This is a genomic window from Clostridium sp. Marseille-Q2269 (genome assembly GCF_943736985.1).
Classification (GTDB): Bacteria; Bacillota; Clostridia; order Clostridiales; family Clostridiaceae; genus Clostridium_F.
In genome coordinates, this window is the sequence record NZ_CALSFS010000001.1 from 457,763 (window position 1) to 474,753 (window position 16,991).

The following is a 16,991-nucleotide window of genomic DNA, read 5'->3' on the forward strand; positions in this document are numbered from 1 at the left end:
TATACCAATGGTAATTAATAATTCATTTAATCATTAATTATATAAATTTGTTATTTACCCAGTAATTTAGTTAATGTGTCTATAATCTCTTCTACCTTTTCCTCTCCATTATCATGAAGGAAAGCCTGTTTTACACAATGATTAAGATGTTGCTTCAAAATAAGCATATTAGCTTTTTTTAATAAAGATTGAGCAGCAGTCATTTGATTTGATATATCTATGCAATATCGGCCATCTTCTATCATCTTTATTATCCCTTCTATTTGTCCTTTAGAAGTTTTTAAAGCTTGTATGGCTGCTTTCTTTTCATTATTCATTATATTACCTCCTTATATAAGTTTTTCATTGTTAAATGTAAGTATTTATAATATATAATTTTTTATTTAAATAACTTAAAATTTTAATACCACCCCTACCTAGGGGGGTATACTTACATTAAAACACAATTGATATCATTTTTCAATACTTTTTAGAAAATAAATAAAAAATATGTATCAAAATAAATCTAAATTCATTTTGATACATCATCTTCAATTAATTTTAATTATTATATTGTTTTTTGGGTAAATAAACTTCACACCCCGCCTTTACTGGATGATCATAAATTAAAGCTTTTGCATCATATTTTCTAATTACCCAATAGATCATAAAATCGCCTGTACCACCGACAATCAAAAAACTACCAACAAAAACAAGCATTTTTATTCCCAGAACTAGACCTACTATTGTAGGTAAAAATCCAACTATTATAGTAGGTAGTAATATGGCCATTTTATATATATTGGAAGATATGGGAATTTTACAATGAGCATAAGGGGTAAGAGTTTTAATATTAAACCCAAGTTTTATATCCTTCCAAGTAACTCCTTTTGCTATAGAGAATCCTATTCCATGAATAAATTCATGTAATATTATAAAAATCATAACTAACGCAAGACTATATATATTATTATTGTTATTGATTATTAAACGTACACTTTCTCCCCATATTTTATAATACACCCCACCATTTATACTAAAAACTAGAATAAAGAAGATAATACTAATCAAATTAGCTTTTAATAAGTTTATTGTTCTATCCACTTTCTCATATTCTTTTTCATTCATTCTGAAGCCCCCCTTAATTTTTAAGATTCATTGTAAACATTTCCCATATTGGTCACTTTAGTATAAATATTTAAATTAATCTTGCAATAGTGGCAATAATCTCAGCTGCAGGCTTCAGTAAAATTTGCGCCAAAAGTGTACCTACTATTAATCCTCCAACTATAAAAGCTACACATCTGTTAAAATTAACCTCACTACATTTCCCAACAACTACGTCATCTGTTAACATAGATATAAACGGATCTATAAATATAAACATAAGAATTGTAGCTATACTATTTACAACAGATGATAATGTACTACAAGTTGTTCTTATTTCTGGATTTAAACACCCTGCATATAAAGATGCCAATATTCCAACTGTAGATATGGAAAATGCTATTGTATTTAATAAAACCAACTTTTTAGGTATCTTTTTATATTCCTTTATATATGTAAAATTTTCTTTTTTAGGTTTTGTTACACTGTTTTTAAACTGTGTTATACCTGATCTTGAAAATCCATGGAATAATAATTTAGGTATAGAACGATAGACACTAAAAGAGGCTACTGCCTTAGTAAAAACTTTTATAAATGTAGGCATTAGCAGTGCTCCAACTATTGTTGCTAAAGTTGTTGATAAAAGTATCCATCTGAAAATATATAGTAATCCTTGTGAATTACCTAAATTTATGCTATTTTCAATGGTTTTGGCTAATAACGGTGCTTGTATAGTGTTGGCAGTTCTAGATAACAGTGCAAAAACATTAAATACAGCAAAAGATATTGCTATTCTTCCAGTTCTCACCCCTACAATCCTTACTGAATAGGCTAAAGTTGATATTACATAAATAATAAACGTAAGAATAAGAACGATTATAATTTGTATAGACATTTTTCCCTCCTAAAGTATATAAATTATATTATATTTAAATGTAAACTTTATTCTTTATATGATAGCCAACAAATTAAATAATTAAATTTTATTTTAAATATACTGTGTTCATAAAATACAATCTTAATTTTAACTCTCCATATATAACTAAATATAATAATAAAATGTTTATAATCCATATGTTCCTAAATATCATAATACAATTATTATATCATTTCAACTTAACTATAATAAAACAAACTTTTTTTGTATATACCATTCATACCAATTAATTATTATAAATTATATAAAAATAATCTAATATACAGCAAAAAACCTGTAAGAGATTACTCTTACAGGCATAATTACGAATTCGATTATCTTCTGAATCCTCTGTTATTTTGTTGTTTTCTTGCTTTTCTGCATTCTGGGCATCTTTGTGGTTCATTTTCGAATCCTTTTTCTTTGTAGAATTCTTGTTCTCCTTCAGTGAAAACGAATTCCTTTCCACAATCTTTACATGTTATGTTCTTATCTGCCATTTTAACATTCCTCCTTCTAATTATTAAGATTTAAAACTGATTCACATAACTTCTTAAAAAGAGGAGATGTTATTATCATATTAAATCCATAGTCGCTGTAAATTTAAACTTACAACGTAATTAATCATATCACATATAAAATTAATAATCAATAGTTTTATTACCTTATTTAGCAAAATAAACATATAATATTTCTAAATATATTTTTATCATTCTATAATTTTCTATATTATTACATTTATTAGGAAATAACCTATATAATGTTCATTAACATCAATTATAATATCATAATATAATTGATGTATGCCCTGTATTTATCTATCTGATATTTGCAAATTTTCATTGTAATCTTTTAATGAGTCTTTTACTAATTTTACTAAAGCTATTAACGCTATTACATTAGGAATTACCATAAGACCATTAAAAGTATCTGCAAGTTCCCAAACTAACTCTACTTTTAATGTTGTTCCTATTACTATAAAAGCTGCTACCAATAATCTATACACTGTTAACCCTTTTCCTTTAAAAAGATACTTCACATTAGCCTCTCCAAAAAAATACCATCCAATTATAGTTGAAAAGGCAAAGAAAAATAAGGCAATGGCTATAAAATATGCCCCAAAACTACCTAATCCTTGAGTAAATGCATTTTGTGTTAATTCTATCCCTGTGGTCTTTCCATCTAATACCCCTGTTGTAAGTATTACGAAAGCTGTAAATGTAAGAACCACAAAAGTATCTATAAACACACCTACCATAGCCACTAATCCTTGTTCTACTGGATGTTTTACTTTAGCTACTGCATGAGCATGTGGTGTTGATCCCATTCCTGCCTCATTTGAAAATAATCCTCTTGCCACCCCATATCTTACAGCCTGTTTTATAGTAATACCTGCTGCTCCGCCTAAAACAGCCTTAGGATTAAAAGCAGATAGGAATATCAATCTAAAAGCTGGCAATATATTTACATAATTTCTGCATAATATAATAATGCTTCCTATAACATAAAATAAGGCCATTATTGGCACCATTTTTTCTGTAACAGAGGCTATTCTTTCTATGCCTCCTATGAAAACAAATAATCCAAGTATTGCAATTAATATTCCAATTATCCATGATGGTATATTACATATATTTGAAAAAGCTGCTCCTATAGAATTAGCCTGAACCATATTACCTATAAATCCCAATGCTAATACTATACTCACAGAAAAAAAACTTGCCAAAAAATTGCTTTTAAGTCCTTTGCTTATGTAATAAGCTGGACCGCCTGTTACTTCACCATCAATTTTTTCTTTAAAAATTTGAGCTAGAACCGCTTCTCCAAATATAGTTGCCATTCCTAAGAATGCACTGATCCACATCCAAAAAATTGCTCCAGGTCCTCCAGACACTATAGCCGTTGCTGCTCCAGCCAAATTTCCTGTGCCTACTTGGGCTGCTATTGCTGTGGCAAGTGACTGAAATGAAGACATTCCATCTTTACCTGCCTTTTTTCCTCTTAAACTTATTCCACCAAAAGCTTTTTTAAAAGCTTTCTTAAACCTAGAAACTTGAACGAATTTTAAAGAAAAAGTAAATATAACCCCTGTTCCACACAACAAAAAAATAAGTATATAATTCCACAACACATTATTTATGCTCTTAACAGCATTTAATAAATCCATATATACTCCTCCCTATGATTGTAATACACACACTACATATATATTCCATATAATCATATAAATTCCTTTGGCTCTATTATTTTATTAACATATTATTTCAAAAGATGTATCCTAAATATAATAACTACAAAATATAATATTATTTATTATCACTTTTAATAATAAATATCTTATTATTAAATATGTGTTTAGTTGTTTTTATATAATATAAAATCCCATATTTATACAAATGATAAAAGCTAGGACTTTATTATTTATAAAAATCCTAGCTTTTATTATTTTCTATATAGTTTTAAATTTCCATAATTATAGGTAGTACAATAGGTCTTCTCTTAGTTTTTTCATATAAATGTTTTTCTACAGATCTTTTAATATTTGATTTTAATACGTACCATTCAATTATTTTACTTTCTAAACAATTATCTAGTTCTTGTTTTACTATGCCTTTTACTTCATTTATAAGTTGTTCTGATTCTTTTACATATATAAATCCTCTAGTTATTACATCTGGTCCTGCTATTATACTATAAGATTCTTTTTCTAAAGTTACTACTATAGTTAACATACCATCCTGTGCTAAATGCCTTCTATCTCTTAGGACTATATTTCCTACATCTCCAACTCCTATACCATCTACAAATATAGATCCTGTACGAACTTTTCCTGATATATTTGCCTCTTTCTTTGATATTTCTAATACTTGCCCTGTTTCTACAAGGAAAATATTTTCTCTCTTCATACCTAATTCCATAGCTAAATTAACATGTTGTCTTAAATGCCTATATTCTCCATGAACTGGCATAAAATATTTAGGATGTACTAATGCATGAATTAATTTTAATTCTTCTTCATAAGCATGACCGGATACATGTACTTCCTCTAAGGCTTCATATATTACATCTGCCCCTTTCTTAAACAACTCATTTATTACTCTTGATATTAACTTTTCATTTCCTGGGATTGGTGAGGCAGAAATTATAAACAAATCATTAGGCTCAATGGATATTTTTCTATGATTAGAATAAGCTATTCTAGCAAGAGCTGCCATGGGCTCTCCTTGACTTCCAGTAGTTATTATAGTTATTTGCTCATTAGGATAATTTTTTATTTCATCCACAGTTATTAAGTAATTTTCTAATATATGAAGGTATCCTAAATCCATTGCTACCTTGGATATATTCTCCATACTTCTTCCACTAAATACTACTTTTCTTCCATACTCTATAGATGCATCTACTATTTGTTGCATTCTATGTATGTTGGAAGCAAAAGTTGCTACAAGAACTCTTCCTTTAGCATTAGAAAAAATTTTAGTTAAAGTTTCACCTATGGCTTTTTCTGAAATTGTGTGGCCCTTACGCTGTACATTTGTACTATCAGCCATAAGAAGGAGTACTCCCTTTTGTCCTAATTCTGCAATACGATGAAAATCCATTACCAACCCATCTATAGGGGTATAATCTATTTTAAAATCTCCCGTATGTAATATAACTCCCACTGGTGTGTGAATAGCTATACAACAAGAATCTGCTATACTATGAGTATTTCTTATGAATTCTACATTTAAATTTTTAAGTTCTATTATATCTCCTGCTTCCACTTTATTAAGCTCACAATCAGAAAGCATGTTGTGTTCTTTTAGTTTATTTTCTACTATCCCCAATGTTAATGCTGTACCATAAACAGGTGTGTTTAATTGCTGTAAAATATATGGTAATGATCCTATATGATCTTCATGTCCATGAGTCAAAAAAATACCTTTTACTTTATCTTTGTTATTTAAAAGATAGTTTATATCTGGAATAACCAAGTCTACACCATACAGCTCTTCATCGGGAAAAGATATACCACAGTCTATAATAATTATTTCATCTTCATACTGAAAGGCAGTTATATTCTTACCAATTTCTCCAAGTCCACCCAAGGGAATAATCTTTACACTATCCATATTACTCATTTTCTAACCTCCTATTTTAGTGTTTTTAAATTTTTATATAATATATTCTAAATTAAAATATTAAACTCCAATTAAAATTAATGTTTATTATAAAGACTTTATTTATATTATTTTGGCTACTCTAACCTAAATTAATTCCTTTTATTTATATTTTATCAGTCTTTACTTAATCATACCATTATTACTATATAATATACATCTATTATAATAACCCTTAATAATATTTTTATATATTATTTGAAATAAATTATTTTAATCTACACTTTTAATAATATTTTTATACAAAAATTTTTATAAACACAAAAACACTATTAATATTATTAATTTAAAATAATACTAATAGTGTTTTTTCATATATTGTTTAATCTAGATTATTTATTCTTTCCGAATACGTTTTCGTAATCCTTCATAAACTTTTCAATTCCTATGTCAGTCAATGCATGTTTTGACATTTGCACTATCACTTTATATGGAATAGTTGCTATATGAGCTCCTGCCATTGCGGATTCAAACACATGCATAGGATTTCTTACACTTGCAGCAATTATTTCTGTTTCTATTTTGTGAATTTTAAACATATCTGCTATTTGTTTTACAACTTCAACACCTGGATTGCCTATATCATCTAATCTTCCTAAAAAAGGACTTACATAAGTGGCTCCTGCTCTAGCTGCCAATAAAGCTTGCATTGATGAAAATATTAGAGTTACATTTGTTTTTATTCCTTCTTTACATAAAACATTAACTGCTTTTAATCCTTCTTCACACATAGGTATTTTTACAACTATGTTTTTATGCAATTTAGCTAATTCTTTTCCCTCTTCTATCATTTTTTCATGTTCTAAGCTTATAACCTCTGCACTTATAGGTCCATCTACTATGTTGCAAATTTCTTCCACTACCTGTTTTAAATCTCTTCCTTCTTTTGCTATTAGTGAAGGATTTGTTGTAACCCCTGATACAACTCCCAATTCACTTGCTTTTCTTATTTCTTCTACATTGGCTGTATCTATAAATATTTTCATTTTGTCATCTCCCTTAAATATTTTATGTAGATTGTCTACAATAGTCATATTTACTATTATACAATTTACTCCATAAATTTCAAAATTCATTTTACTGCTTTTATTTTAATATTTTTATGAATTGCTTTTATTGTCTGAATATTTATGACTTTTTCTTATATTAACTAATTTATTCACATAATCTCTATAAATCATATAAATATTATATTTAATATGATTTATAGAAATTATTGTTATGTATCTAATTTAAAACAATCTAATATTTCTAAATTTAAAGGTAATTTTATATTAATGACACTGAATTTATTAATATTTTTGTATTGAAAGCATATCTTCAATTCTTTCTAAAGAATATTCATATGCATCATAAACCCCTTTATTGTAAATCTCTGGGCCTAATTCTTCTAAGAAAAAATCTAAAATCATGCTTGCAGCTAAGTCTCCTAATTCTTCATCTCTTTCATTATAAAAATATTCTTTTATAGAGTCCATCATAATTTTTTTTCTTATGGTTATCTATTTTAATAACATTTTTTTCTTCAAAACTTTACCTCCAATTAATATATATTCTCCATACAAATATTGTATCATGTTAAAATTCATTAGTCTAAAATATTCTAGATAGAATATTAGTATGTTCTATAAATATCTTAATACCTATCAATATTAATACAACTCCACCTAAAATTTCTGCTTTCTTTTTTAAAAGCTCTCCACATTTTCTACCTATTACAACTCCAATAAAACATATAAAAAAGGTTATAATTCCTATAATTATTATGGTGCTTACTATTGAAACATTTAAAAATGCAAAACTTACTCCTACAGCTAAAGCATCTATACTAGTAGCTATAGCTAAAAGTGTAAGGGTCTTATTACTTAAACATCTTTTTTGAGTAGCTTTATAATCACAGGCAATTTCATCTTCATTCTCATTTAGACTATCGTATATCATTTTTCCTCCAATTAAAGAAAGTAATATAAGGGCTATCCAATGATCTAGAGCGGCTATATAACTTTGAAACTTTATTCCTACAGACCAGCCTATCAAAGGCATTAATGCTTGGAATCCTCCAAAAAATGCTCCTATTCTTATTCCTTCTGCAACTATACCCTGAGATATCATAGCTCCATTAGTTACAGATACAGCAAAGGCATCCATGGATAAACCTATACTTATTAATATTATACTAAATAAATCCATTATTTCCCTCCTTAAAATAATTCTTATAAATTTATATAAATAATATTTAACAACCCATATAATTTATAATAAAGATAGTAATCCACATATTTATCAAATTTATACAATAAAAAAAGACTCATGTATAACTAAAAGTTATACATGAGTCTCATTATTCAAGACAAGCCAGACTTTTATAAGTCAATATGTTGACTTTGCCACACCATATTTTAATATGGTGCCAATTACTCCCTCACAATCACTATTTATATTAATTAATATAATGTCTTTTAATTAATTATATGTTATATACAGGCTCAAGGTCAACAATTTTTTATTTTTAAACAAATAATTAACTATTTTTATAATTTAAAATTAAATATAAATAATAACACTCTTCTCTTATTTTTACTTATAATTTGAACTTAGCTAAAGCATCTGCTAAAGCCGAATTTATTGGCTCATCGTTCTTTGTTTTCATTTTTTTCATATACTTAGCTACATCTCTTTTATTTAATTTTTCTTGATTATTCCTGTATTTTTTATTAAAAGAAGAAAGTTTTTCTCTAAAGCTACACCTTGTGCATACATAAATTTGACCTTCTCCTTCTCCTCTAAGCTCTAATTTAACATGACATTCTGGACATCTTACATTAGTAAATCTACTTATATTTTCTCTATATCCACATTCTCTATCTTGGCATACATTCATAACTCCATTTTTACCTTTTACTTCTAACATATACTTACCACATTGTGGACATTTTTTGCCTGTTAAATTATCATGAACAAATTTATCTTTACTGTTTTTTACATTCTCTACAAGTTTCGTAGCATAATCTCTCATTTTATTTATAAATACATTTCCCCTTAGATTTCCCTTACTAATAGAGTCTAGTTCAGTTTCCCATTTTGCTGTTAAAAGAGGTGATTTTAAATCTTCTGGTACTAGGTCTACAACCTGTTTTCCCTTGGAAGTTGGAAGTATTTCTTTTCCTCTTTTTTCTATATAAAAAGTATTATATAATTTTTCAATTATATCAGCTCTAGTAGCAACAGTCCCAAGTCCACCAGTTTCTCCTAATGTTTTAGAACTTTGTTTATCTAGATTAACATATTTTTGTGGGTTTTCCATAGCAGATAATAAAGTTCCTTCGTTAAATCTAGCTGGTGGTTTTGTTTGTCCTTTATTTATTTTAAAATGAGAAAACTCTACAATATCTCCTTTATTAACCTTAGGAAGATTTTGATCTTTTATACTATCACTATGTAAATTATCATCTCCATGATCCATATCTTCTTTATCATAGACTGATTTCCACCCCTTAGCTTTAATAACTTTTCCTTTTGCTACGAACTTTTCACTCATGATCTCTGCTTTAATGGTAGTTTGAATATATTCAAAAGGTGGCAACATAACTGATAAAAATCTTTTAATAACTAAATCATATATATTTCTTTCTTCACTACTTAAATTACCTAATTTCGGTCTTTCTTCTGTAGGAATTATGGCATGGTGATCTGAAACCTTACTATCATCTACAAAACCTTTATGTGCTTTAATATTTCCTTTTAATATTTCATTGGCAGGTTTACTATAACTACCAATAGATATAGCCTTTAACCTGTCTTTTAGAGTAGCCACAATATCCTTTGAAATATATCTTGAATCAGTTCTCGGATAAGTTAAAACTTTATGATTTTCATATAATCTTTGCATTATAGATAATGTTTGCTTTGCTGAATAACTAAATATTCTATTAGCATCTCTTTGAAGTTCTGTTAAATCATAAAGTGCTGGAGAATATTTGTTCTTATTACTTTCTGTAACTTCTATTATTTCTCCCTGTTTACCAGTAACCTTTGATATAATTTTTTTAGCTAAATCTTCATTAAAAGTATTAAATCCACCTTTTTGATTTTCCCAATGCATGATAAAGCCCTTACATTTGCCTTCTATACTATAATAATCTCTTGATTTAAATTTTTTTATTTCTTCTTCTCTTTGAACTATCATAGCTAAAGTAGGAGTTTGAACCCTTCCTGCTGAAAGCTGAGCATTATATCTGCAAGTTAGAGCTCTTGTAACATTTAGCCCTACAATCCAGTCCGCTTCTGATCTACATGCTGCAGATTCATATAAATTCTCATAATTTTTTCCTGGCTTTAAATTTCTGAATCCATCTAAGATAGCTTTATCTGTTTGTGATGAAATCCAAAGACGTTTTATTGACTTTCTAAATCCCACTTTGTCGATTATCCATCTAGCTACAAGTTCTCCTTCTCGTCCTGCATCTGTAGCTATAACAAGCTCATCTACATCATTTCTTGTCATAACTTTTCTAACTTCACTAAAATGCTTTGAAGTCTTTTTTATAACTGTAGTTTTCATCTTTTTGGGCAACATTGGAAGAGTATCCATGCTCCACTTTTTATACTTTTCATCATAACTTTCAGGATCTGATAAAGTTATTAAATGTCCAAGGGCCCAAGTCACAATATATTTATTTCCTTCCAAATAACCATTGCCTTTTTTATTACATTTTAAGACCTTAGCTAAATCTCTTCCTACGCTAGGCTTTTCTGCTAAAACTAATACTTTTCCCATAAATAATTATCGTCCTTCCATAAATAATTGCTGTTTCAATAAAAAATAAGGATAGATAAGTATATTTACTACCCTTACATTATATAAATATATATTAAATTGAAAGTAAAACCATATAGACATATCATATCTTAATATTATTATGTATATATAATATTACCTATTTAAGCATATTTTCTTTCACAATAAACAATTAATTCTTCTTACTTATTTATTTAATTATAAACCAAATATTTAATTAATACAAAAAATTTAACTATGTAATAAAGATTTAGAGTATGAATTTCATAACATTTTTTATTTTTACTATAAACCTAATTTCTAAAAATCTTAATTAGAAAAATCCAGTAGAGATATTCTTAATACTTTCCACTGGATTTTTTAAAACTATTTTAAAAATATATACAAATATTTTTTAATATTCAGTTTTAGATATGTCCTTAACCCAATACTCAAAAGCTTTTAAAGAAGATTTCTTATCAATGTGTTCTAAATCAAGTATTTTATCATCCTTACAACCTTCTTTTAAAAATTTTAATATGTGTTCATCTCTAAAACCAATATCTCTTGCATCTTCTACAGTGCATCCATAATATACTTTTGATATGTTTGCCCAAATAATTGCAGACATGCACATAGGACAAGGCTCTGATGTGGTATACAGTTCACATCCACTTAAATCGAATGTATTAAGCTTTCTACATGCCTCTCTTATGGCATTCATTTCCCCATGTGCTGTTGGATCATTATCTGCTATTACAGTATTGTGAGTCACTGATATTATTTGTTCACCCTTAACAATTGCAGCTCCAAAAGGACCTCCTTCATTATTTTTCATGCCCTCCATACAACTTTTCACACATAAATCCATAATTTCATTTTTATTCATCTAAATAACCTCTCAAAATATTTTAATAATTAAACTATATAATTTAATATTTTTTTATAATATAAATTTGTTTAATTTCCTATGCTTCTTTTCCTTATAAAAATCATAAGTATATAAAAGCTAAATATTATTTTCTTTTCAAAATAGCTTTTTTAGTAGCATTAAATATCTTATTATATCCAGTGCATCTACATAAATGTCCTGATATCTCTCTTTTTATTTCCTCATCAGTATAATCTTTTCCACTTTCTACTAAAGCTGTTGTTGTTAATACTAATCCTGGTGTACAAAATCCACATTGCACAGCACCTTCATCTATAAAAGCTTTTTGAACATCTGAAAGTTTCCCATTCTTATCTACACCTTCAATGGTTTTTATTTCTTTACCATCAGCCCAAGCTGCCAAATAAATACATGAGTCTGTTGGAACACCATCTATTAAAACCGTACAGGCTCCACACTCGCCTACACAGCATCCTTGTTTAACACCTGTTAAATGCAATCTACTTCTTAATACTTCTGATAAAGATTCTCTAATATCTACATCTATTTCGTAGTTTCTATCATTAACTATAAGATTTATTTTCTTTTTTAGTCCCATATGTTCACCATTCCCCTCATTGTATCCTACTACTTTATATACTTATCATTTTCTGATCTTTTAATAGATTCTTTAAGTGCTCTATAAGTTAACTCATCTATTAAATGCTCTTTAAATTCCTTTGAAGCATTCCAAAAATCTATTGCCCTTGAAGATTTTAAAGCTAATTTTCCTATTAGTTTTATATTTTCATCAGTAACTTTCATATGGGTTCCTTGTTCTTCAGCTATTTCACATCTTATAGGAGTTGGACCTGACACTCCTAAAGCTATTCTTAAATCTTCAATCTTATTATTTTTAATTTCTACTAATACAGCAACTCCCATTAAAGCTATGTCCATGGCATTTCTACTAGCAAATTTAATATAATTTCCATACTTGTTTTCATAATCTTTCTTTTCAATAATTATACTGATTAGTATTTCATCATTTTTGATACTAACCTGACCAGGACCTGTATAAAAATCTTCAATTTTTACTACTCTCTCATGATTTATAGACTTAAGTTTTAGTTTACTATTCAATGTAAATAATGATGGTGCACTGTCTCCAGATACAGCTCCATTACAAACATTTCCTCCAATAGTTGCCATATTTCTAATTTGAGGCCCTCCCATAGAAACTGCAGCCTCTGCTAATATAGGAATATTATTATTTATTATATGATTCCTAAATATTTCTGAAAAAGTTGCCATAGCACCTATTTCTATTGAACCATCTTCAGATATTTTTATATCATTTAGTCCTTTTATATTTCTAATACTTATTAAATTTAAAGACTTGAATCTTTCCTCATGAAGTTTTACAAGTACATCGGTTCCTCCAGCTATAACAGTTAAGTCATCACGTTCTGACAATAATTCCAATGCTTCTTCTAATGTTTTAGGTTCTAATATTTCATTTATATCATACATATTGTTTCGCCTCCTATATAAGTCCAACTTCCTTGAATTTTTCAAAAACAGATTGTGAATCCATTGGCAATTTATTAAATGCTACTCCAGTGGCATTTAATACAGCATTACGTATAGCAGGTGCTGGAGAAATAGTTGTATTTTCACCTAAAGATTTTTGTCCGTAACTAGATGTTGGATCATAAGTATCTACAAATTCACATTTTATATTTGGCGTATCCATAATAGTTTGAATTTTATAATGTAAAAGATTGTTGTTTATTACTGATCCTGTTTTTTCATCTATTATGAATTTTTCTGATAATGCAAATCCTAAAGCCATACTAACTCCTCCATGAACTTGTCCTTCAGCTAATTTTTTATTCAAGATTTTTCCTGAATCGTGTATGTTATAAATATCTACTACTTTTATTTTTCCTGTTCTTATATCTACTTCAACTTCTACAAAAGTTGCTCCATAGGCTATAGCATTATTCTTAACCTTTACAGTCAAATCACTGGTTATAGGGGCATATTTTTCTTTTTCGTAATAAGCTTCCATTGCAATTTCTTTTAAAGGATATAATTCTCTTTTTATTCCCTTTTCTATTACCTTTCCATCTACAATATCTAATAGTTCTGCATCTAGTCCACATTTATCACTAGCAATTTCTAAAACTTTTCTCTTTACTTCTGTAGCTGCTTTCTTTATGGCTTGCCCAGCTATAAAAGATTGTCTTGATGCATAAGATCCTGTATCAAAAGGTGTTACATCTGTATCTTGCTGAGAAACTATAGTTACCATATCAAATGGTATACCAATAGTTTCTGCTGCCATTTGGCTAAACACTGTATCGCTACCTTGTCCTATTTCTGTGGCTCCTACTTGAACTTGAATTGAACCATCTTGATTCATTACTATTCTTGTTCCTGCCGCTTCAAGTGATACAGGCCAAGTTCCAGAAAAATAACTAAAACAAGCCATTCCAACACCTCTTCTTACAGGTCCACTTTGATTTTTATATAATTCTCTTTTTCTATCCCAATCTATTAAATTCCTTCCTTTTTTTAAACATTGTGGTAATCCGAATGTCCTTACTACAAGATTTGATGCTTTATCTATATGTCCTTCTTTTATAAAGCTGTTAAGTCTAAAATCTATAGGATCTATATGTAAATCCTTACATATATCATCAATCATAGCCTCTAACACAAAACACATTTGCGGTATACCATAAGCTCTCATTGCTCCTGCCACTGGAAGATTGGTATATATGGTTTTAGGTCTGTATTTTTCTGCTTTTATATCATAAAGAGGTCTAATCTTGCTTCCAGCACTCATAGCAATAGAATGTCCATGAGATGCATAAGCTCCATTATTTACAAAGTTTTCTATGTCATAACCTTCTATTTTATTATCTTTTGATAAGGCCACTTTAAGATTTACTCTCATTGCATGCCTTGTTCTAGTTGCAACAATTGCCTCTTCTCTACTTAATTGTAATCTTACAGGTCTTCCGTTAACAGCAAGAGACATTGCAGCTGTAAGGGGCTCTATTACAACATCTTGTTTTCCTCCAAAACCTCCACCAACATAAGGCTTTATTACTCTTATTTTTCCTATAGGTAAATTGCAAGCTTGTGAAACTATTCTTCGTACAATATGTGGTATTTGTGTTGATGTTATAATAAGCATTCTGCCTTTCTCATCAATCTTTGCTATAGCATTATGAGTTTCCATCTGACAATGTTGTACTATTTGAGTTTCATATTGTCCTTTATAAATTTTATCTGCATTTTTAAACACTTCATCTGGATTTCCTACTGTTATACCAAAATCACTAACTATATTATTAGGTCTCTCATCATGAATAATTGGAGCCCCTTCTTTTATTGCTTCTTCTTGATCTATTACAAAAGGTAATACTTCATATTCTAATTTTATTAATTTTAATGCTTTTTTAGCTACAAGTTCATCCACTGCAACAACTGCTGCCACTGCATCTCCTACAAAACGTGCCTTATGTGTAAGTAATGAATAATCTTCTATATCTCTATGGGCTGGGTCTAATGAATATGGATGTCCTGCTGTAGGAAATTTTGTATTGGGTACATTTTTATATGTCAATACAGCTTCAACGCCCTCTAATTTTTCAGCTTCTTTAGTATCTATATTTTTTATTTTTGCATGAGCATAAGGGCTTCTTAAAACCATTCCTATAAGACAATCAGGTTCAAAATAATCTGAGCAATATTTAGCCTTACCTGTAACTTTAGCTACTGCATCTACTCTATTTATACTTTTACCGATTAAATCGTAAGAATCTTTCATGTATAGTTCCCCCTTTAACGGCTTATGTTTTATAATAGCTATATATATTATTTATAAGTTCTTTTTTGTTTCACTTCCCTTTGATAGTTACTAGATATAAGTAACACTATCAATGCTAAAACTGCATTTAACCATTGAGTTATTTGAATAAATATGTTTACCTTACTTATAGTTAAGTTTATTGCTATACATGCTACCCCCACAGTTAATATAGCCCAGTATTGAAGATTCATGCCATCTGCATTTTTCGCTTTTGTTAATTTACATATTTGTGGGAAGAATGAATATATTAAAGTACAACTTCCTAAAGCTTGAGCAATGTTGCCCCAAAAATGTAAGTCAGTCATAATTATCCTCTCCTATCATCAAATCTATTAAAACTCTTCATATTTTTCCTTTTTTTCTTTTATACTAAAATGAACTATTAATACAGTACTACAAACAGCAAATGCAACATTTATGGACTGTATAACCAATTGTACTTTGGGAACTTTGCATATGAATTGATTTATACATATACAAAATATCCCAAAAGACATCACTATCCAATACTGTATACTGTTATTTCCCGAACTCTTAGTCTTTAATATAGTATAGATTTGTGGTATGAAAGAATATAATACTAAAACTCCTCCTATAATATTTATAATTGTTCCAAATTTTATTAAACCACTCATAGCACCCTTATTTTTATTCAATTAAAACCTTTACATATAATAAAAACTTTTAGTTTTAATTTTAAAAATAAGTCCCTCCCTTCTTTTATTTAATTTTTGTTTCCTTCTTCAATATTAATTAAAATTCCCGACAATCCGACTATTAGACTCATATTCATTCCTCCTGTTCCTTAATATAAATATTGGTCATTAAATATGTATAGATGCAAAAATTATACCAAAATGAATTACCCATAATAGTATTTTTTACGTGTATTTCCGATTATTTTATGTATTTTTCTTATATTATATCAGTAATTTATTATAAAAAAGATAATATTCTTTCTTTGTTCAATTATTAATAAGTTATGGTATAAATGGTATTTTTATCAAAATGATATGTTTATTATCATTTTGATACTTATTAGAATATATTTTGGTAGATTAATTTATTACTGGATTTCTATAAATTAACTTTTCATTTATCATTTATATTAAATGTATTATAATATATTCAATTTACTAAGAATACTGATCTATAATTATTCCTAATATCTTATAAAGATTATATTATATTTTTCTTTGATTTTTAATATAATAATTAAAAGCTTAGGGAATAAATGTAGATTTGTTCCCTAAGCTTTATCAATTTGATAGTACTTTAATTCATCATATCTT

15 protein-coding genes and 1 pseudogene are annotated in these 16,991 nt (G+C 28.1%); all 16 read right to left on the reverse strand.

Annotated elements, in window-relative coordinates:
- Positions 1-50 precede the first annotated feature (50 nt).
- A complete protein-coding gene (locus NGI68_RS01980; protein ID WP_251859804.1) occupies positions 51-317 on the reverse strand; it encodes a metal-sensing transcriptional repressor in 267 nt (88 codons plus the stop codon).
- A 223-nt stretch (positions 318-540) separates the two neighbouring features.
- Positions 541-1,107 carry a DUF3267 domain-containing protein gene (locus NGI68_RS01985; RefSeq protein ID WP_251859805.1) on the reverse strand — a complete coding sequence of 189 codons (567 nt, stop codon included), beginning with the start codon at positions 1,105-1,107 and terminating at the stop codon, positions 541-543.
- 70 nt (positions 1,108-1,177) lie between these two features.
- On the reverse strand, positions 1,178-1,981 hold the full coding sequence (locus NGI68_RS01990; RefSeq protein WP_251859806.1) for a lipid II flippase Amj family protein: 804 nt from the start codon (positions 1,979-1,981) through the stop codon (positions 1,178-1,180).
- A 356-nt stretch (positions 1,982-2,337) separates the two neighbouring features.
- Positions 2,338-2,502: a zinc-ribbon domain-containing protein gene (locus NGI68_RS01995; RefSeq protein WP_003393739.1), complete on the reverse strand. Its 165-nt coding sequence runs from the start codon at positions 2,500-2,502 to the stop codon at positions 2,338-2,340.
- Between the two features lie 314 nt (positions 2,503-2,816).
- A complete protein-coding gene (locus NGI68_RS02000) occupies positions 2,817-4,169 on the reverse strand; it encodes an alanine/glycine:cation symporter family protein (RefSeq protein WP_251859807.1) in 1,353 nt (450 codons plus the stop codon).
- Positions 4,170-4,461: 292 nt separating this feature from the next.
- The gene (locus NGI68_RS02005) at positions 4,462-6,126 is read right to left on the reverse strand and encodes a ribonuclease J (RefSeq protein ID WP_251859808.1); all 1,665 of its coding nucleotides are present in this window, start codon (positions 6,124-6,126) and stop codon (positions 4,462-4,464) included.
- Between the two features lie 371 nt (positions 6,127-6,497).
- The gene (gene fsa, locus NGI68_RS02010) at positions 6,498-7,151 is read right to left on the reverse strand and encodes a fructose-6-phosphate aldolase (RefSeq protein ID WP_251860186.1); all 654 of its coding nucleotides are present in this window, start codon (positions 7,149-7,151) and stop codon (positions 6,498-6,500) included.
- A 306-nt stretch (positions 7,152-7,457) separates the two neighbouring features.
- Positions 7,458-7,677: pseudogene (locus tag NGI68_RS02015) on the reverse strand (DUF2164 domain-containing protein).
- Positions 7,678-7,758: 81 nt separating this feature from the next.
- A complete protein-coding gene (locus NGI68_RS02020) occupies positions 7,759-8,355 on the reverse strand; it encodes a manganese efflux pump MntP (RefSeq protein ID WP_251859810.1) in 597 nt (198 codons plus the stop codon).
- 391 nt (positions 8,356-8,746) lie between these two features.
- Positions 8,747-10,942, reverse strand: coding sequence for a DNA topoisomerase III (locus NGI68_RS02025; protein ID WP_251859811.1), 2,196 nt, complete (start codon positions 10,940-10,942; stop codon positions 8,747-8,749).
- Positions 10,943-11,357: 415 nt separating this feature from the next.
- A complete protein-coding gene (locus NGI68_RS02030) occupies positions 11,358-11,831 on the reverse strand; it encodes a nucleoside deaminase (protein WP_251859812.1) in 474 nt (157 codons plus the stop codon).
- A 127-nt stretch (positions 11,832-11,958) separates the two neighbouring features.
- Positions 11,959-12,432, reverse strand: a complete 474-nt coding sequence (gene xdhC, locus NGI68_RS02035; protein WP_251859813.1) for a xanthine dehydrogenase subunit XdhC — start codon at positions 12,430-12,432, stop codon at positions 11,959-11,961.
- A gap of 29 nt (positions 12,433-12,461) precedes the next feature.
- Positions 12,462-13,346: a xanthine dehydrogenase FAD-binding subunit XdhB gene (gene xdhB / locus NGI68_RS02040; protein ID WP_251859814.1), complete on the reverse strand. Its 885-nt coding sequence runs from the start codon at positions 13,344-13,346 to the stop codon at positions 12,462-12,464.
- Between the two features lie 13 nt (positions 13,347-13,359).
- Entirely contained in the window at positions 13,360-15,657 is a 2,298-nt protein-coding gene (xdhA, locus tag NGI68_RS02045; protein ID WP_251859815.1) for a xanthine dehydrogenase molybdenum-binding subunit XdhA, read from the reverse strand.
- A 47-nt stretch (positions 15,658-15,704) separates the two neighbouring features.
- Positions 15,705-16,004: a PQ-loop domain-containing transporter gene (locus NGI68_RS02050; protein ID WP_251859816.1), complete on the reverse strand. Its 300-nt coding sequence runs from the start codon at positions 16,002-16,004 to the stop codon at positions 15,705-15,707.
- Positions 16,005-16,031: 27 nt separating this feature from the next.
- Positions 16,032-16,334 carry a hypothetical protein gene (locus NGI68_RS02055; RefSeq protein WP_353505348.1) on the reverse strand — a complete coding sequence of 101 codons (303 nt, stop codon included), beginning with the start codon at positions 16,332-16,334 and terminating at the stop codon, positions 16,032-16,034.
- Positions 16,335-16,991 lie beyond the last annotated feature (657 nt).